Source organism: Kocuria subflava, from assembly GCF_012163155.1.
GTDB classification, from domain to species: Bacteria; Actinomycetota; Actinomycetes; order Actinomycetales; family Micrococcaceae; genus Kocuria; species Kocuria subflava.
In genome coordinates this window covers 78,595-96,216 of the sequence record NZ_JAAVUN010000002.1, presented here as the reverse complement: position 1 = coordinate 96,216, position 17,622 = coordinate 78,595, and the positions used below count along the sequence as shown (strand labels likewise).

Here is a 17,622-nt window from a genome sequence, read left to right as displayed (position 1 = left end):
CGGCCCGCAGCACCGCCGACAGCAGCGGCGGAACCGTGAAGAGAATCAGGGGTGGAAGTCACGCACACCAGGGTACCCAACAGCACAGACAGCACAGGCTAGGAGTTCGCCACCGCCGGGCGCGCAGCTGATCAGGTCGTACTCAGTGGCTGCGCTGGTGCAGGCGCACGATCTGCTCGGTCAAGGCTTGCGCAACATCATCCTTGGATCCGGCCACCGTCACCGGCTCACTGCCGTCAGCAGCCAGAATGGTGACCGCAGTGGTGTCCTGACCGAACACCAGGTCCGTTCCCACCTGATTGACACACAACAGGTCACAGCCCTTGCGCGCCAGCTTCTGCCGCCCCAGGGAGACGGGATCGTTCTGGTCGTCACCGGTTTCTGCGGCAAAGCCCACAATCAGTTGATCGCGTGCCTGGTCCTGGCGCTGTTGCACCAGTGAGCGCAGAATGTCCGGGTTGCGCACCAGCTGGATCACGGGGGCGTCATCGTTGTCCGTGGATTTCTTGATTTTGGTGCCGGCCACCTGCGCCGGACGAAAATCCGCCACAGCCGCAGTCATCACCACAATGTCAGCGTCGTGGGCGGATGCCTCCATGGCCTCCTTGAGCTCCAGTGCCGACCCCACGCGAGTCACGCCCATGGAGGGCCCGCCGTTGGTCTGTGTTCGCTGCTGCGGCAACGGGACGTCAACATGGGCTGCCACCAGGTCAACGTCAGCACCGGCTGCGGCCAAGGCGCGGACCACCGCCAGTCCCTGCTTTCCGGAGGATCGGTTGCCCAGGTACCGCACCGGATCCAGAGCCTCCTGAGTGCCACCCGTGGAAACGACGGCGCGCAGCCCGGTCAGCGGGAGATCCGTCCCTGGTTCGTTCACCAGTGCCGAGCTGGCTTCTTGCACCAGAGTCAACGCGGCATCCCGGATGATTTCTGGATCCGGCAGCCGTCCCGGACCCGAGTCCTTGCCGGTCAGACGGCCCACTGCCGGTTCCAACACGGTGTGTCCGTGGCGGCGCAACATGGCCACGTTTTCCTGCACGGCAGGATTGGCCCACATCTCCGTGTGCATGGCCGGGGCAAAGAGCACCGGAGCTTCAGTGGCCAGCAATGTGGTGGTGAGCAGGTCATCGGCATGACCGTGAGCGGCCCGTGCTAGTAGGTCCGCGGTTGCCGGGGCAATCACCACAAGGTCAGCGGCTTGGCCCTGACCCACGTGGTTCACCGTGGGAACACGGTCAAAAACCTCCGTGCTGACCTCTTCACCGGACAGGGCCTCCCACGTTGCCGCCCCCACGAACTCCAAGGCCGCACGAGAGGGAATGGGCACCACGTGGTGGCCGGCTTCGGAGAAAAGACGAAGGAGCATTGCCGACTTGTATGCGGCAATGCCCCCTCCTACGCCCAGAACGATGCGCATGTGGCGTGGTGTCTGCTCAGAGATCTTCTGCGGAGACGTCTGCCTGCTCCTCAGCTGCCACCGACTCGGGTGCCAGTTCCTCAGAGGCAAGCTCGGCACCGTCATCATCAGAAACGGTTTCAGCATCTTCGGCAACCAGCGGGGTGTCGGAGAAGACCATGGAGGAATCCAGCTCGGCTTCAGAACCGAAGAAGTCCTCACCGTAGAAGTCCGTGGCACCAATAGTGGACTCGGCGACCAACTGGCCGTTCTCGGAGAAGCCTGCGGTCTCCACGGCGGTGGAGTTGATCAGACCTTCATCGATCTCCCGCAGGGAGACGGACAGAGACTTTTCGTTCAAGTCAACATCCACCAGCGGGCCCACGTACTCGAACAAGCCTTCGTGCAGCTGCGAGTAGTACGCGTTGATCTGACGTGCGCGGCGTGCTGCAAAGATCACCAGTCCGTACTTGGAATCGGACTTGGCTAGCAGGCGGTCAACCGGCGGCTCGATGATGCCCTGGTTCTGAATGGACAAAAGATTGCTCCCAACCATGTGGATGTCTGTGAGCGGCTCAGGACGCGTTGGGAGTTGGATCCAGACCCATGAGTTCAACCAACGCTGCCGCAGCGGCCTCAACCCGGTCATTAATCACCGTGTGATCGAATTCGGATTCAGCCGCGAGTTCTATCTTAGCGGTTTCCAGGCGGACGCGCTGTTCCTCTGGTGTCTCCGTCCCACGTCCCGTGAGCCGGGCCACCAGATCCTCCCACGTGGGCGGGGCCAGAAACACGAACTGGGCCTCCGGCATGGACTCCCTCACCTGCCGGGCACCTTGCAGATCAATTTCCAACAGGACCTTGCGCCCATCCCCCACGGCCTTCATCACCTTGGCTCGCGGAGTGCCGTACCGGTAGGAGTTGTGGACCACGGCCCACTCGAGCATCTCTCCGGCTCCCACCATGCGGTCAAACTCTTCATCGGTGACAAAAAAGTAGTGCACGCCCTCCACCTCGCCCGGGCGAGGCTTACGGGTGGTGGCCGAAACCGACAACCAGACCTGCGGGTAGTGGTCCCGGACGAACGTGGACACGGTGCCCTTGCCCACGGCGGTGGGACCTGCAAGAACGGTGACCGAAGGCGCTGCCGGAGCCTGCCGGTCGGAAGAAGCCTGCGGAAGTTCGGACACAGTGGAACCTTTCGACAAATACGGGATACATGGCGACGATGGAATACGCGGCAATGATGGACTACACGGCCAGGTTTGACGTTCGGTTCAGCGTACCGCCACCACGTGATTCGGGCGCCCACCGCGTCACTGCGGTGGGCGCCCGAATGGCTGAGATCACGGCCGTGGCCTCACCGGAGACAACCGGTGAAACACAACAGCCACACGTGGATCAGGAATCCAGGTACTCGATCAGCGCCTTGCGCTGGTGCACACCCAGGCCACGAACACGGCGGGTCTTGGCGATGCCGATCTCCTCCATGATGGCGGCGGAGCGAACCTTGCCGATTCCGGGTGCGGATTCCAAAAGGTCGGAGACCTTGAGGCGGCTCAGGGCTTCCTCGGTCTGGGCGCGTTCCAGGATATTGGCCACAGTGATCTTGCGGTCCTTCAGTGCAGCCTTGGCTTCAGCGCGAACCGCGCGAGCAGCCGTGGCTTTCTGGCGTGCAGCAGCACGCTCGTCATCAGTCAACATACGCAATGCCATGTTGGTGTTCTCCCTCTCTGGTTGACGCGGATCTCGGGCCCACGGTTCGACCAGAACCGAATGGATCCGCTGTCACTAGCGAGTTTATGCGTAGTCACAGCACATGCGAGGGTCGAATTGCGTCGTCGTCTTCACCAATGGCGCACGACGGCGGCACTCAACGCCTGCGTAACCTGCTCACGAGTAGCGCCTATGCAACGGCAAGGAATGGCTCCAGCTCACGTGTGGCTGAATCCATGGCGCGCCGCAATTGCCCCAGGCCAGGGCCTTCCCTGAGGATGCCACGTGCGGAATTGACCAATACTCGGCCCCTGACGTGCCCAAACACAGAACCCAGCATCTCAGCCGTGGCCCCTTGCGCACCGTATCCGGGTGCCAGCACCGAGCCGGAGAAGTCAGCCAGATCCACGCCGACCGCCTGAGGTGAGGAGCCAACAGTGGCGCCCACCACAAGACCATGCGGATTTATAACGATTTGATCACTGTCAGTTCGTGTCGCTCGTGAGGCGTGGCTGTTGCGCGCCTCAACCGCTTTCACCACGCCAGATGCCACCGATTCACGGCCTCCCACGTGCTGGACCGAGGCCCCTTCCCGGTTGGAGGTCAAGGCCAACACGTAGGTTCCCCGGCCTGTGGCCTCGGCCAGCTCGAAGGCAGGGGCCAGCGATCCAGCACCCAGGTAGGGACTGAGGGTCACCGCATCAGCCGCCAGCGCCGAACCGTCCGAAAGCCACGTCTGGGCGTAGGCCTCCATGGTGGAACCGATGTCACCGCGCTTGGCATCAGCAATGCTGAGAAGGCCCGCCTCACGTGCGGCTTCCAAGGTCTGCTCCAACACAGCCATTCCGGAGGATCCATGGGCCTCATACCAGGCAACCTGGGGCTTTACGGCCGACACCCGGGATTCTGCGGCCTCAATCACGGTCATGGACAGTCGCAACAAGCCAGCAGGAGTTTGCGGCAGCCCCCAGGCATCCATGATGGCGGGGTGGGCATCGATGCCCACACACAGGGGACCACGCTGACCGATGGCCCGAGCCAACCGTTCACCATACGGTTCATGGCCGCCTGCGCCCTGGATGGTCTCAGACATGCTGGCCCTCGGGCTCAGTGGTCTCTGCTGACTCAGTGGCCACCGAGTCTTCGGCCACACCGGCGTTGAGGCGCTCGGCGTGATCCTGCAAGGAGGTCACGTCCCAGGAGTAGGAGCGCATGGCAGTCACAGCCTGCAGGGCAGCCCCGATCTCCGCCACCGTGGTCACAATGGGCACACCCACGCTGGTGGCCGCCGCGCGGATCTCGTAACCGTCTCCACGGGCGTCGCCCCCACTGGAGGGCGTGTTGAACACCAGGGCGATCTCACCGGCCTGGATCAGGTCAATGATGGTGTGCTCATCCGGTTGCCTGTCCGAGATCTTGGCCACCACCGTGGATTCGATCCCGTTGCGCTTGAGCACCTCAGCGGTTCCGCCGGTGGAGACGATTTCGAAACCAAGTTCCTTGAACATCCGCACGTAGACCACGGAAGACCGCTTGTCCTTGTTGGCCACGGAGACAAAGATCTTGCCTTCGGTGGGCAAGGCTCCCCCGGCACCGGCCTGGGCCTTGGCGAAGGCGGTGTCAAAGTACTTGTCGATGCCCATGACCTCACCGGTTGAGCGCATTTCCGGACCCAGCAGTGAATCCACCACAGCACCTTCGCGGGTGCGGAACCGGGCGAACGGCAACACGGCCTCCTTGACCGCGACGGAGGCGGTCTCCGGCAGGCGGGCGCCGTCGCCGTCGGGAAGCAGGAAGCCCTCAGAACGCAGGTCGCGCAGTGACTTGCCGGTGCCGATCAAGGCGGCGGCCTTGGCCAACTGCACACCGGTGGCCTTGGAGACGAACGGCACGGTGCGGGAAGCCCGCGGGTTGGCTTCAATCACGTAGAGGACGTCCGAGGCCAGCGCGAACTGGATGTTGATCAAACCGCGCACCCCCACGCCTGCGGCGATGGCACCGGTGGCTTCCCGGACACGGTCCAGGACATCCGGACCCAGGGTGATCGGCGGCAAGGTGCAGGCCGAATCCCCGGAGTGGATACCAGCTTCCTCGATGTGTTCCATGATCCCGCCCACGTACAGCTCGCGGCCGTCGTAGAGGGCATCGACGTCGATCTCAATGGCGTCTTCCAGGAACTTGTCGATCAGCGCAGGCCGCGACGGCGAAACCTCCGTGGCGTTCTCAAGGTAGGTGCGCAGCTGCTGCTCCGTGTAGACGATCTCCATGCCTCGTCCACCCAGCACGTAGGAGGGGCGCACCAGGACCGGGTAACCGATCTCATCGGCAATGACCTGCGCGGCCTCGAAGGTGTGGGCCGTGCCGTTGCGAGGTTGCCTCAGTCCGGCCTCCTGCAGGACGCGGGCAAACTCCCCGCGGTCCTCGGCCAGGTCGATCGCCTCCGGCGTGGTGCCCAGGATCGGAACACCGGCCGCCTTCAACTGCGCGGCCAGCTTCAGCGGGGTTTGGCCGCCGAGCTGCACGTAGACACCCAACAGACCGCCGGTGGCTCGCTCCACCTCCACGATCTCCATGACGTCCTCGAAGGTCAGGGGTTCAAAGTACAGGCGGGTGGAGACGTCGTAGTCCGTGGAGACGGTTTCCGGGTTGCAGTTGACCATCACGGTTTCGTGCCCGGCTTCGCGCAGCACCATGGAGGCGTGCACGCAGGAGTAGTCGAATTCAATGCCCTGCCCGATCCGGTTGGGGCCGGATCCCAGGATCATGATGGAGGGCTTGGCGTGGTGGGCCACCTCGTTCTCCTCGTCATAGGAGGAGTAGTGGTACGGGGTGAAGGCCTCGAACTCGGCAGCACAGGTGTCCACGGTCTTGAACACCGGCCGCACGCCCAGGGCGTGGCGAACACCGCGCACCACGTCCTCGGAGGCGTGGGTCAGTGCCCCGATCTGCTCATCGGAGAAACCGTGGCGCTTGGCCAGGCGCAGGGTCTCCGGGCTGAGGTTGGGATCCTCTCGGACGACGTCGGCCACCTGGTTGAGCAGCTGGATCTGGTCCAGGAACCAGGGGTCGATCTTGGTTCGCTCGTGAATCTGCTCCGGGGTGGCGCCGTTGAGCAGGGCCTGCTGCACGGCGTAGATCCGCTCCGTGGTGGTGGCTTCCGTGGCCTCCACCAGGCGCTCGATACCGTTGGGGCCCAACGCCACCTCGGGCTTGTCGAACGTGAAGGATGACCCCTTCTGTTCCAGGGAACGCATGGCCTTCTGCAGGGCCTCGGTGAAGTTGCGGCCGATGGCCATGGCCTCACCCACGGACTTCATGGTGGTGGTCAGTGTGGGATCAGCCGCCGGAAACTTCTCGAAGGCGAATCGCGGGACCTTGACGACCACGTAGTCCAAGGTGGGCTCGAAGGAGGCAGGCGTCTTCTGGGTGATGTCATTGGGAATCTCATCCAGGGTGTAGCCCAGGGACAGTTTGGTGGCGATCTTGGCGATCGGAAAACCCGTGGCCTTGGAGGCCAAGGCGGAGGACCGCGAGACCCGGGGGTTCATCTCGATGACCACCACACGGCCGGTCTCCGGGTCCACGGCGAACTGGATGTTGCACCCGCCGGTGTCCACGCCGACCTCGCGGATCACGGCGATCGCAACGTCTCGCAGCTTCTGGTACTCGCGGTCGGTCAGAGTCAACGCAGGCGCCACGGTGATGGAGTCGCCGGTGTGCACACCCACGGGGTCGAAGTTCTCGATCGAGCAGACCACCACCACGTTGTCCTTGGCATCGCGCATCATCTCTAGTTCGTACTCCTTCCACCCCAGGATGGACTCCTCCAGGAGCACCTCCGTGGTGGGTGAGTACTGCAGGCCGGCACCGGCAATACGGTGCAGATCGGCCTCGTTGTACGCCATGCCCGAACCCAGACCACCCATGGTGAAGGACGGGCGCACCACCATGGGATAGCCCAGGGTCTCTGCAGCCGCCAGGGCGTCGTCCATGGAGTGCACGATCTCCGATCGTGCGGATTCGGCACCACAACGTTCCACCACACCCTTGAAGGCCTCGCGGTCCTCGCCCAGGTTGATGGCCTCGATGTTGGCCCCGATCAGTTCGACGTCGTACTTCTCCAGGACGCCGTTGGCATCCAAGGCGATCGCCGTGTTCAGCGCGGTCTGACCACCCAGAGTGGGCAGTACGGCATCCGGGCGTTCCTTGGCGATGATCTTCTCCACCACCTCAGGGGTGATGGGCTCCACGTAGGTGGCATCGGCGAACTCGGGGTCGGTCATGATGGTGGCCGGGTTGGAGTTGACCAGGATGACCCGCAGGCCCTCCTCCTTGAGCACCCGCAGCGCCTGGGTTCCGGAGTAGTCGAACTCTGCGGCCTGACCGATCACGATCGGCCCGGAGCCGATCACCAGCACGCTGTTCAAATCTGTCCTGCGCGGCATCAGTTCGTGGCCTCCGTCTGGTTCTGGGCGGGATCCTGCATCAGATCCACAAAACGATCAAAAAGGTATGCGGCATCGTGCGGGCCGGCGGCCGCTTCAGGGTGGTACTGGACGGAGAACGCGGGAATGTCCAGGCATGCCAAACCCTCCACGACGTCGTCGTTGAGACCCACGTGGGAAACCTCAATGCGCCCGAACTCCGCAACCGGTGCGGTGACCGGGCCCTCCAGTGGGGCGTCGACGGCGAACCCGTGGTTCTGGGCGGTGATTTCCACCCGGCCCGTGCGGCGGTCCATGACCGGCTGGTTGATGCCACGGTGACCGAACGGCAACTTGTAGGTGGCAAAACCCAAGGCCCGGCCCAGCATTTGATTGCCGAAGCAGATGCCGAAGAACGGCGTCTTGGAACGTAGAACCGCCTGCAGGACCTGGATCTGGCGCTGCGCGGTCTGCGGGTCGCCGGGCCCGTTGGACATGAACACCCCGTCCGGGTTGATCTCCTGGATCTGCTCCCAACTGGTGTCTGCGGGAACCACGTGAACTCGCAGGCCACGCTCGGCCATCCGCTGCGGAGTCATGGCTTTGATGCCCAGATCAACAGCCACGACCTCGAACCGCGGTTCGGACTCCCAGCCGTGATCGGAGGGTTCCACCACGTAGGTCTGATCCACGCTGACGGTCTCCGCCAGTTGGCGGCCGGCCATGGAAGGTTGCTCCCCCACCGTCTTGACCAGTTCTGCATCCGTCACACCGTTGAGCGCGTCACCGGAGAAGATCCCGGCTTTCATGGCCCCCTTGTCCCGCAGGTGGCGGGTGGCAGCGCGGGTGTCGATGTCGCAGATCGACACGATTCCCTGCTCCACCAGCAGGTGGTCCAGGGGCTTTTCACTACGCCAGTTGGAGGCCACACGTGAGGCGTCCCGAACGGCATAGCCCTCCACCCAGATTCGTCGCGATTCGTCGTCGGTGGTGTTGGTCCCGGTGTTGCCGATGTGGGGTGCGGTCTGAATAACGATCTGACCGGCATAGGAGGGATCCGTGATGGTCTCCTGGTATCCGGTCATGCCCGTGCTGAACACGGCCTCACCCAGGGCCTGGCCGGTGGCTCCCCACGCGTGTCCGCGGAAGATCCGGCCGTCCTCCAGGACCAGAGCGGCAGGGATGGTTGACAGCGAGGTCACGGTGTCTCCTTCGTGGACGGTGCGGGGGTTGATTCTGCGGAGGCTGACTGTGTCTGATCAGCTACCAGGGTGGACAGTGCTTCCAGGAACTCGGTCTTGCCTTCACGGGTTTTGGTGCGCATGCCGGTGTCCACCACTTGATCGTGGAAGCGCCAGGAGACCACCACGATCCCGTCGCGCTCCACAAACTTGCCCACCATTCCCGACGTCGTGCCGTGGTCCACCACGGCGGCGGCATCCACCCACAAGGCATCGGCGCCGTCGCGGTCGTAGAGCACGCCGTCCGGGTAGATGAACACGGTGGCGGAGGTCCGTAGTCCCAAGTTGTGTGCCATCAGCCGCTGCAGGTGATCCCGGTGACGGCAGGTGGCCACGTACATGCCGGGGATCACGGCAGTTGGTTCGCGGTCCTCGATGTCTGCGGGCAGAACCGGCAGTGAGCCCGATTCCTCGGCCTGGCGGGTGCGGCGCAACCAGGCCCGGCCCACCAGTGAGAACAGCACGATCACAAAGACGGCCAGCAGCACGGCGGTCAGCAGTTTTTCATCCATCACAGTTACTTCCGGTTCTCACGATGTGCCACGGCGGGCCAGATTTCGAGGCATCGGGCCAGTTGCCCACGTACTCGGCCATTTCTGGACGTGTCAGGCCAGATTCTCCCGTGGCGTAGTGCATCAGGTCAGGGTCTCTCACCGTGCTGCAGGGTGGGGTCGCATCAGTTCGCCGTCCAACACCACGGGGTGGCCCTTGAAGAAGGTGGCGCGCACGGAGCCCGGCAGTGTGAGCCCCTTGTACGGGCTGTTACGTCCCTTGCTGGCGTGCTTCTCAGGGTCAACGGTGGTGACCGCGGCGGGGTCGAACAGCACGATGTTGGCAGGCTCCCCCACCTCCAGTGGGCGACCCTGTCCTTCCAGTCGCCCGATCTGCGCGGGTGTCTGGGACATGATCCGGGCAACGTCCCGCCAGGAGATGGCGCCTGTTTCCACCAGGGTGTGGTGCACTACGGACAGCGCGGTCTCCAGACCAGTCATTCCCATGGCAGCACAGCTCCACTCGCACTCCTTGTCCTCACGAGGGTGCGGGGCGTGATCGGTGCCCACGACGTCGATGGTGCCATCGGCCACCGCTGCTCGCACGGCTGCCACGTCCTCGTCCGTACGCAGGGGCGGATTCACCTTGAACACGGGATCGAAGGTGCGGACCAGCTCGTCAGTGAGCAGCAAGTGGTGGGGCGTGACCTCGGCGGTGACATCGATCCCCCTCTGCTTGGCCCACCGCACCAGCTCCACGGAACCCTTGGTGGAGAGGTGGCAGATGTGTACCCGGGACCCCACGTGCTGGGCCAACAGGACGTCCCGGGCGATGATGGATTCCTCCGCCACGGCCGGCCACCCGGCCAGCCCCAAGTCGGCGGAGACCGAACCTTCGTTCATCTGAGCGTCTTCTGTCAGGCGCGGCTCCTGCGCGTGCTGAGCCACCACGCCGTCGAAGGTCTTGACGTATTCCAGGGCCCGGCGCATCAGGAGGGGGTCGTGGACGCACTTGCCGTCATCCGAGAACACCCGCACCTGAGCCCGGGACTCGGCCATGGCACCGATTTCGGAGAGGTTCTTGCCCTCCAGCCCGACCGTGACGGCCCCGATGGGCTGCACCTGAGTCCAGCCGGCCGCCCGCCCGAGCCCCCAGACCTGCTCCACCACACCGGCGGTGTCAGCCACAGGGTTGGAGTTGGCCATCGCGAACACAGCGGTGTAGCCACCCTTGGCGGCGGCACGGGTACCGGTTTCCACGGTTTCAGCGTCTTCTCGGCCCGGTTCACGCAGATGCGTGTGAATGTCCACCAGACCTGGCAGGGCGATCTGATGAGAGGCGTCAATCACCGTGGCGTTCTCATCGGAGAGTTCGGTGCCCATCTGAGTGATCACACCGTCCACGATCAACAGGTCAGTGACCGTTTCACCCAGAACATTGGCCTGACAGACCAACCAGCTTCCCGTGTCCACGGCGGTGGCCTGTTGCGGATCCTGGCTCATGATCGGAACCAACCTTTCGCGTGGGTCTCAGTCAAAACGGTAATGCTCACCATGATGCTCACAGGACTTGGGCGGCGGAGTTGTCACCGGTGAGCAACAAGTACAGGCACGCCATGCGCACGGAGACACCGTTGGCCACCTGCCGCAGCACCGTGGAGCGGGGAGAATCCGCTGCCACGGAGGAGATCTCCAGCCCGCGGTTCATGGGACCGGGGTGCATGATCGCCGTGGTGGCACCGGCCGCATCCAGTGCAGCTAGCCGCTCCGGGGTGAGGCCCCACCAACGGGCGTACTCGGCCTCAGAAGGGAAGAACGCCGCATGCATGCGTTCGCGCTGCACCCGCAGCAACATCACGGCATCCGGGTTCTGTGCCAGAGCCTGGTCCAGGTCAAAGACGATCCGCGCCGGCCAATGTTCAACACCCACCGGCAGCAGGGTGGGCGGGGCCACGAACGTCACGCGCGCCCCCAAGGTGTTCAACAACCACATGTTGGACCGTGCCACGCGCGAGTGCAGGATGTCCCCCGCGATCACCACGTGCATGCCGTCCAACCCGGTGCCCGTGGTGGCCGTACCGGCCAGCTTGGACCGGTGCTCACGCAAGGTCATGGCATCCAGCAGGGCCTGTGTGGGGTGCTCGTGCTTGCCGTCACCGGCGTTCAGCACGGCGGCATCGATCCACCCGGTGGTGGCCAACTGCTGGGGCGCGCCGGAGGCACCGTGGCGGATCACCACGGCATCGGCCTCCATGGCCATCAGGGTTTGTGCGGTGTCTTTGAGGGATTCTCCCTTGGACACGGAAGAACCCTTGGCGGAGAAGTTGATCACGTCCGCCGAAAGCCTCTTGGCGGCTGTTTCAAAGGAGATGCGGGTGCGCGTGGAGTCTTCAAAAAACAGGTTGACCACCGTGCGTCCGCGCAGTGCGGGCAACTTCTTCACGGACTGCTGGCCAACATCAGCCATGCGGTCGGCCGTGTCCAGGATCTCGATTGCCTGATCACGGGTCAGGTTCTTGGTGCTGAGCAGGTGCTTCATCCAACGATCACCACTTCATCCACGGCATCGGCGTCCTGGGGGCAACCGTCGATCTCAGTCAGGCGGACCTTGACCTTTTCCCGGGCTGCAGTGGGCAGGTTCTTGCCCACAAAATCGGCTCGGATGGGCAGCTCCCGGTGCCCACGGTCCACCAGGACAGCCAACCGGACCACTCCGGGACGACCCAACTCGGTCAAGGCATCCAGTGCGGCGCGAATGGTGCGCCCGGAGGACAGGACGTCATCCACCAGAACCACGGTCGAGTCATCAATTCCGCGCTGGGGCATGACCGTGGGCCACGGAACCCGTGAAGGATTGCGCCGGAGGTCATCCCGGTACATGGTCACGTCCAACTGCCCCAAGGACGTGGCCGGGTCAAAGGAGTCGATTGATGCCAGCTTGGTGGCCAGCCGCTGCGCCAACGGGTAGCCGCGCCGCGGGATGCCCAGGAGCACCAAGTCCTGGGCGCCACGGTTGGACTCCAGGATTTCGTGGGCGATCCGCGTCAGGGCGCGATCAATGTCAGCTGCGGCGAGTATCCGACGCGAGAGACCACCCGCCGACTGCGGGCCCCCTTGCGTGGGATTTTCAACATATTCACTCACAGGCGCTGCCTTCCTTCCCCGCCTCACAGGACGGACTTAAAGGGACAAGCTACTGCAGGAACCCTAACACCGGATCAGTCGGTCCGGGGCTCGGATTCAGGGGCCGCAGGTGCGGCTGCGTCAATGGTTGCCGACGGCAGATCCACCAACATGGGCTTCACACCTTGCAGACGGCCCAAGACACCATTGATGAACGACGGCGAATCATCCGTGCTCAAGGTCTTGGCCAATCCCACGGCTTCATCCACGGCAACGGTGTCCGGGACGTCGTCGTTGAACAACAGTTCCCAGGCACCTAGGCGCAGGATGTTGCGGTCCACCGCGGGCATGCGCTCCAGCGTCCAACCGCGGGCCCAGGTCTGAATGGCCTCGTCGATCTCCGGGCCACGCAGTTGAACACCACGCACCAGTTCCTCGGTGTAGGCACCAAAGAGCTGCTGGGAGTTCTTGCGGCGCCGCTCGAGCACGTTGACGGGATCTTCCCCGCGCTGCTCCGCTTCAAAAAGGATTTCCACGGCCCGGGTGCGGGCCTTGGTCCGTGCCCCGCTCATTCGGTGACGCGGCCCAGGTAGTCACCGGAGCGGGTGTCCACCTTGACGCGGGTGTTGTTCTCGATGAACAGGGGAACCTGGATCTGGTATCCGGTCTCCAAGGTGGCGGGCTTGGTGCCACCGGTGGAGCGGTCGCCCTGCAGGCCCGGCTCCGTGTAGGTGATCTCCAGGACCACCGACGGCGGCAGCTCGATGTAGAGCGGGGAGCCATCGTGCATGGCGATCACAGCGTTGGTGTTCTCCAACATGAAGTTCTCGGCATCGCCCACCACGGCAGCCGGGATGGTCAGCTGGTCGTAGGTGGAGTTGTCCATGAACACAAAGTCGTCGCCGTCCTTGTACAGGTACTGGTACTCGGAGCGGTCCACGCGAGCGGTGTCCACCTTGGCACCTGCGTTGAAGGTCTTGTCAACCACCTTGCCGGAGGTCACGTTGCGCAGCTTGGTGCGCACAAAGGCGCCACCCTTGCCGGGCTTGACGTGCTGGAACTCAATGACGCTCCACAGGTTGCCGTCCAGATTCAGGACGGTGCCGTTCTTGATGTCGTTGGTGGTTGCCACGTTGCTCTCTTCGTCTCGCGCGGATTTAGGCTGCGGGCCATCCTACCAAGGCACGCATGGGCTGCCCGTCAGCAGCCGTGTGATCTTGGGTGCCGCTCAGTGCACCAGTTCTTGGTAGACGGCGAACAGGACGGACGGATCCGGAACCTCCATGATCCGGGGGCGGGCCACGTCATCCAGCACCACAAAACGCAACAGGCCACCGCGGGTCTTCTTGTCCCGCTTCATGACCTCCAGCAGCTTGGGCCACTGGTCGTAGCGGTATTCGGTGGGGAGTCCCAGAAGGTTCAGGATGCGGTGGTGCCGTTCGACGACGTCCTCGGACAAGGTGCCTGCAGTGCGCCCCAACTCAGCGGCAAAGATCATGCCGATGGCCACGGCTGCACCGTGACGCCACTGGTAGCGCTCATTGTTCTCAATGGCGTGGCCCAAGGTGTGACCGTAGTTCAGGAACTCCCTACGCCCGGACTCCTTGAGATCCGCCGAAACCACCTCAGCCTTGACCCGCACCGAGCGCTCCACCAGTTCCCGCAGCACGGCGGAGCCGGGATCCTTGGCCTCCTGAGGGTGTTGCTCAATCAAGTCAAGGATCACGGGATCAGCAATGAATCCGCATTTGACGGTCTCGGCCATGCCGGTGAGCAGCTCATTGACGGGCAGGGTGCTCAAAGCATCCAGATCGCACAGCACGGCAGCCGGTGGATGGAAGGCACCCACCAGGTTCTTGCCCTCAGCCGTGTTGATCCCGGTCTTGCCACCCACGGCGGCATCCACCATGCCCAAGAACGTGGTGGGCACATGCACCACCCGGATGCCGCGCAACCACGTGGCCGCCACAAAACCGGCCAGGTCCGTCACAGCACCTCCACCCACGGACACGATGGCGTCACTGCGGGTGAAGTCCGCCTGGCCCAGCGCTTGCCAGCAGAAACCTGCCACTTCCAGGCGCTTGCCTTCCTCCGCATCCGGGATCACGGCCTGGTAGACCTGGTAACCATCGGCCTGCAGCTGTTCCACCACCACCTGGCCGTTGGCCTCCAAGGCCTGGGGGTGAATCACCAAGACCTTTTTGACCCGCTGTCCCAGCACCTCCCCCAGATGCCCCAGCAGGCCGTTGCCCACCAGAACGTGGTAATTGGCCTCAGGTGTTGCGCCCGTGACTGGAATGCGTGTGGTGGTCATGAATGAAACCTCAAGAAGACGTCTGATGGTGGGCACCGTGAAGTTGCTGGTGCAGGTTTTGAATGTCGTTGTGCAGGTCCTGGGCCATGTCCGCCACCTGACGCTGGCTGGTGCCATCCACCAGGATCTGCGCCAAGGCCTCATAGCGGGATCGGCGCTGCTCCAACAGCTCGGTCCATCGCTGCTCAGGATCGGGCTGCAACATGGGCCGGCTGCGGTTGCCGGAGATCCGCGGGAACACGGTGGCGGCATCCACCTGGAGGTAGGCCACCAGCTCGTGCTCCAGCATCTGTGCCACCCGGTCCGTCATGGGCGCTCCCCCACCCACGGAAAAGATCGCGTTGGCATGTGCGGGATCGGCCAGCACTTCCTGGATCACGTCAGCTTCCAGGTCCCGGAAGTACTTCTCCCCGTGCTGGGCGAACAGATCCGCGATGACTCCGTGGCGCTGCACAATCACTTGGTCGGCATCAACAAAGTCGTAACCGAAGAATTTGGACATGTGCAGAGCCAGGAAGGACTTCCCTGCTGCCATGGGTCCGATCAACACCACGGGACGCGTCAAGGCCACAGTCCCCTCCGTGCCCACCGGGCCCAGGTCACCGTCAACCCCGGCCACTCTGCCACCGGGATTGCTCAGCGCAGAGTGCGCCAGTGTCTCGGCAAAATCCTTGGGAGAGAACTGGGCATTCATGCGTTGCGTTCCTCGGCAGGCTCCTCCAGGCCGTCAAAGCTGCTGAGTTCACCGGAGGAACGCAGTTCTTGCGGGATGGCGGCCAGGTAGGCGTCCTTGTTGCGCATGGTCTCTGCAATGTTGTCCCCACCGAACTTCTCCATCACGGCATCGGCCAGCACCAGCGCCGTCATGGCTTCTGCCACCACACCGGCTGCAGGCACCGCGCAGACATCGGAGCGCTGGTGGTGGGCCCGGGCGGCCTCACGAGTGGAAATGTCCACGGTCCGCAAGGCCTTGGGCACCGTGGCAATGGGTTTCATGGCGGCCCTCACCCGCAGCACGTCCCCGATGGACATGCCACCCTCGATTCCGCCGGCGCGGTTGGAGACGCGGTGGACCTGACCGTCGTCGCCGATCACGATTTCGTCATGGGCAGCAGTTCCGGGGCGGGCGGCTGTGAGGAAACCGTCACCGACCTCCACACCCTTGATGGCTTGGATGCCCATGAGCGCCCCGGCCAACCGGGCATCCAGACGCCGGTCCCAGTGCACGTAGGAGCCCAGGCCTGGAGGCAAGTTGTAGGCCAACACCTCCACCACGCCGCCCAGCGTCTCGCCGTCCTTGTGAGCCACGTCCACGGCCTCCACCATGGCCTGGGACGTGGCGGCGTCAAAGCACCTCAGCGGATCGTGGTCCAGCTGCTCCACGTCTGCCGGGGTGGGACGGTGGGCGTCCACGGGTGCTTCAACTCCCCCCACGGCAGTGGTGTGGGAGACCAGGCCCACGCCCAAGGCCTCCAGCATCTTGGCCGCCACAACACCCAGGGCCACACGGGTGGCGGTTTCACGGGCAGAGGCCCGTTCCAGGATGGGGCGTGCTTCAGCGTGGGCGTACTTCTGCATGCCCGTGAAATCAGCGTGGCCGGGACGGGGGCGGGTCAGCGCGGCATTACGCGCTTTGCCCTCCAATTCGGTCAGGTCCACGGGATCGGCGTTCATCACACGCTCCCACTTGGGCCATTCCGTGTTGGCGATCTCAATGGCCACGGGCCCACCCTGGGTGATGCCGTGACGTACACCGCCCAGGATGCGCACTTTGTCCTGCTCGAACTTCATGCGGGCCCCACGTCCGTAGCCCAGACGACGCCGCGCCAACGCGTCCTGAATCTCCGAGGAGGTCAGGCCAACACCTGCAGGCACTCCCTCAATGATGCCCACCAGGGCTTCTCCGTGGGATTCTCCGGCTGTGAGCCAACGGAGCATGGTGCGATTCTCCTCATTAAGTGGAAGTTTGGCGACAAGGGTGGAAGTCAGGCGATCTGCAAGATCTTGGGCGATCTTACCGGTCCGTGCCAGGCTGCGCCCGCCCCACCGCGGCACACATGGCGGCAATCACAGCGTCCTGGTCCGGCAGGTCCTCGTCCAACGGACGTCGTGTGAACAGCTTGATCTGGTCCACCGCTTGGTGGATGAGCATGTCCAGACCTGGGGCAATGCTGCCGTCCATGCGCTTCCAGGCGCGGGCGATCGCAGAGGGCCACGGGTCGTAGGCGGCATCCAGCAGAACACCAGTGGTGGTGCGTCCCCGCATGGAGGCCAGGCCCGCTGCCAGTTCGTCACATCCGTGGGGTGGCAACGTGGCCACCACGACGTCGTAGCCTGCCAGGTGCTCAGCGGCCTGGTCCCAAGGCTTCAGGTGGATCGGCAGGCCCAGGTGACCGGCCGCCGTCGTCGTGCGGTGTGCCCGCGCCTCCGAGCGCACCCACACGTCCACGGACTGCGCTCCCAGCCCTTGGACAGCGGCAACCGCGGCGGTGGCTGTGCCTCCACCACCCAGGATGGCGGCGCGTGGGCTGGGCGGTACGGTGCCTGCGGCCCTCACGGCACCCATGATGCCGGCCACGTCCGTGTTGTGGCCCAACAGGTGACCGTCACCGGAATGCACCAAGGTGTTGACCACTCCAACGGCCTGCGCCAGGTCCGTGAGGTCATCGGCAAGTTCAGCGGCCTCCGACTTCAGCGGCATGGTCACGGACAGTCCCCGCCACAGCGGATCTGACCGCAGATCAGCAACGTGGGCGAACAACTCAGTTTCATCCACGTCGGTGGCGGTGTAGGTCAGAGACGCCCCCAGTACGGCGTAGGCTGCCGCATGCAGGTCCGGGGAACGAGAGTGGCCGATCGGATGGCCGACCACTCCCGCATGGGCACGCCGCACCGTTTCTGTGGTTGAACCAGTCAC

16 protein-coding genes and 1 pseudogene are annotated in these 17,622 nt (G+C 64.1%); all 17 read right to left on the bottom strand.

Annotated features, from left to right (window positions below; genetic code table 11):
* Positions 1-142: 142 nt before the first annotated feature.
* The 17 genes and pseudogenes from coaBC to GTW58_RS01875 all read right to left on the bottom strand — a co-directional run bounded on the left by coaBC (position 143) and on the right by GTW58_RS01875 (position 17,622).
* Entirely contained in the window at positions 143-1,417 is a 1,275-nt protein-coding gene (gene coaBC, locus GTW58_RS01955) for a bifunctional phosphopantothenoylcysteine decarboxylase/phosphopantothenate--cysteine ligase CoaBC (RefSeq protein ID WP_119932417.1), read from the bottom strand.
* 16 nt (positions 1,418-1,433) lie between these two features.
* Positions 1,434-1,952 (bottom strand): DNA-directed RNA polymerase subunit omega, encoded by a 519-nt coding sequence (gene rpoZ, locus GTW58_RS01950; protein ID WP_245194984.1) that lies wholly within the window; start codon positions 1,950-1,952, stop codon positions 1,434-1,436.
* Between the two features lie 19 nt (positions 1,953-1,971).
* Positions 1,972-2,586, bottom strand: coding sequence for a guanylate kinase (gene gmk, locus GTW58_RS01945; RefSeq protein ID WP_189587235.1), 615 nt, complete (start codon positions 2,584-2,586; stop codon positions 1,972-1,974).
* A gap of 211 nt (positions 2,587-2,797) precedes the next feature.
* Positions 2,798-3,112: an integration host factor, actinobacterial type gene (gene mihF, locus GTW58_RS01940; RefSeq protein ID WP_119932418.1), complete on the bottom strand. Its 315-nt coding sequence runs from the start codon at positions 3,110-3,112 to the stop codon at positions 2,798-2,800.
* A 190-nt stretch (positions 3,113-3,302) separates the two neighbouring features.
* A complete protein-coding gene (gene pyrF / locus GTW58_RS01935) occupies positions 3,303-4,205 on the bottom strand; it encodes an orotidine-5'-phosphate decarboxylase (protein ID WP_119932419.1) in 903 nt (300 codons plus the stop codon).
* On the bottom strand, positions 4,198-7,557 hold the full coding sequence (gene carB / locus GTW58_RS01930; RefSeq protein ID WP_119932420.1) for a carbamoyl-phosphate synthase large subunit: 3,360 nt from the start codon (positions 7,555-7,557) through the stop codon (positions 4,198-4,200). Before carB ends, pyrF begins: the two co-directional genes overlap by 8 nt.
* Entirely contained in the window at positions 7,557-8,738 is a 1,182-nt protein-coding gene (gene carA, locus GTW58_RS01925) for a glutamine-hydrolyzing carbamoyl-phosphate synthase small subunit (RefSeq protein ID WP_119932421.1), read from the bottom strand. The genes carB and carA overlap by 1 nt, the downstream gene beginning before the upstream one ends.
* The gene (locus GTW58_RS01920) at positions 8,735-9,289 is read right to left on the bottom strand and encodes a PH-like domain-containing protein (RefSeq protein WP_189587236.1); all 555 of its coding nucleotides are present in this window, start codon (positions 9,287-9,289) and stop codon (positions 8,735-8,737) included. The genes carA and GTW58_RS01920 overlap by 4 nt, the downstream gene beginning before the upstream one ends.
* A gap of 138 nt (positions 9,290-9,427) precedes the next feature.
* A complete protein-coding gene (locus tag GTW58_RS01915) occupies positions 9,428-10,771 on the bottom strand; it encodes a dihydroorotase (protein ID WP_189587237.1) in 1,344 nt (447 codons plus the stop codon).
* A gap of 58 nt (positions 10,772-10,829) precedes the next feature.
* The gene (locus GTW58_RS01910) at positions 10,830-11,807 is read right to left on the bottom strand and encodes an aspartate carbamoyltransferase catalytic subunit (RefSeq protein WP_119932422.1); all 978 of its coding nucleotides are present in this window, start codon (positions 11,805-11,807) and stop codon (positions 10,830-10,832) included.
* The gene (gene pyrR, locus GTW58_RS01905) at positions 11,804-12,412 is read right to left on the bottom strand and encodes a bifunctional pyr operon transcriptional regulator/uracil phosphoribosyltransferase PyrR (protein WP_119932423.1); all 609 of its coding nucleotides are present in this window, start codon (positions 12,410-12,412) and stop codon (positions 11,804-11,806) included. The genes GTW58_RS01910 and pyrR overlap by 4 nt, the downstream gene beginning before the upstream one ends.
* A 143-nt stretch (positions 12,413-12,555) precedes the next feature.
* Positions 12,556-12,963: pseudogene (nusB, locus tag GTW58_RS01900) on the bottom strand (transcription antitermination factor NusB); the annotation flags it as partial.
* On the bottom strand, positions 12,960-13,523 hold the full coding sequence (gene efp / locus GTW58_RS01895) for an elongation factor P (RefSeq protein WP_119932425.1): 564 nt from the start codon (positions 13,521-13,523) through the stop codon (positions 12,960-12,962). The gene efp and the pseudogene nusB, both read right to left, overlap by 4 nt.
* A gap of 96 nt (positions 13,524-13,619) precedes the next feature.
* On the bottom strand, positions 13,620-14,705 hold the full coding sequence (gene aroB, locus GTW58_RS01890) for a 3-dehydroquinate synthase (RefSeq protein ID WP_119932426.1): 1,086 nt from the start codon (positions 14,703-14,705) through the stop codon (positions 13,620-13,622).
* A 10-nt stretch (positions 14,706-14,715) separates the two neighbouring features.
* Positions 14,716-15,399 (bottom strand): shikimate kinase, encoded by a 684-nt coding sequence (locus GTW58_RS01885; protein ID WP_119932427.1) that lies wholly within the window; start codon positions 15,397-15,399, stop codon positions 14,716-14,718.
* The gene (gene aroC / locus GTW58_RS01880; RefSeq protein ID WP_119932428.1) at positions 15,396-16,643 is read right to left on the bottom strand and encodes a chorismate synthase; all 1,248 of its coding nucleotides are present in this window, start codon (positions 16,641-16,643) and stop codon (positions 15,396-15,398) included. The genes GTW58_RS01885 and aroC overlap by 4 nt, the downstream gene beginning before the upstream one ends.
* Before the next feature lie 76 nt (positions 16,644-16,719).
* Positions 16,720-17,622, bottom strand: coding sequence for a shikimate dehydrogenase (locus tag GTW58_RS01875; RefSeq protein WP_232817964.1), 903 nt, complete (start codon positions 17,620-17,622; stop codon positions 16,720-16,722).

What these genes read in the sequence shown, in the direction of transcription:
- aroC (WP_119932428.1), bottom strand. Translation starts at nt 16,643, where the DNA reads ATGCTCCGTTGGCTCACAGCCGGAGAATCCCACGGAGAAGCCCTGGTG.
- coaBC (WP_119932417.1), bottom strand. Translation starts at nt 1,417, where the DNA reads ATGCGCATCGTTCTGGGCGTAGGAGGGGGCATTGCCGCATACAAGTCG.
- mihF (WP_119932418.1), bottom strand. Translation starts at nt 3,112, where the DNA reads ATGGCATTGCGTATGTTGACTGATGACGAGCGTGCTGCTGCACGCCAG.
- GTW58_RS01920 (WP_189587236.1), bottom strand. Translation starts at nt 9,289, where the DNA reads ATGGATGAAAAACTGCTGACCGCCGTGCTGCTGGCCGTCTTTGTGATC.
- GTW58_RS01885 (WP_119932427.1), bottom strand. Translation starts at nt 15,399, where the DNA reads ATGAATGCCCAGTTCTCTCCCAAGGATTTTGCCGAGACACTGGCGCAC.
- aroB (WP_119932426.1), bottom strand. Translation starts at nt 14,705, where the DNA reads ATGACCACCACACGCATTCCAGTCACGGGCGCAACACCTGAGGCCAAT.
- GTW58_RS01915 (WP_189587237.1), bottom strand. Translation starts at nt 10,771, where the DNA reads ATGAGCCAGGATCCGCAACAGGCCACCGCCGTGGACACGGGAAGCTGG.
- rpoZ (WP_245194984.1), bottom strand. Translation starts at nt 1,952, where the DNA reads ATGGTTGGGAGCAATCTTTTGTCCATTCAGAACCAGGGCATCATCGAG.
- GTW58_RS01910 (WP_119932422.1), bottom strand. Translation starts at nt 11,807, where the DNA reads ATGAAGCACCTGCTCAGCACCAAGAACCTGACCCGTGATCAGGCAATC.
- pyrF (WP_119932419.1), bottom strand. Translation starts at nt 4,205, where the DNA reads ATGTCTGAGACCATCCAGGGCGCAGGCGGCCATGAACCGTATGGTGAA.
- carB (WP_119932420.1), bottom strand. Translation starts at nt 7,557, where the DNA reads ATGCCGCGCAGGACAGATTTGAACAGCGTGCTGGTGATCGGCTCCGGG.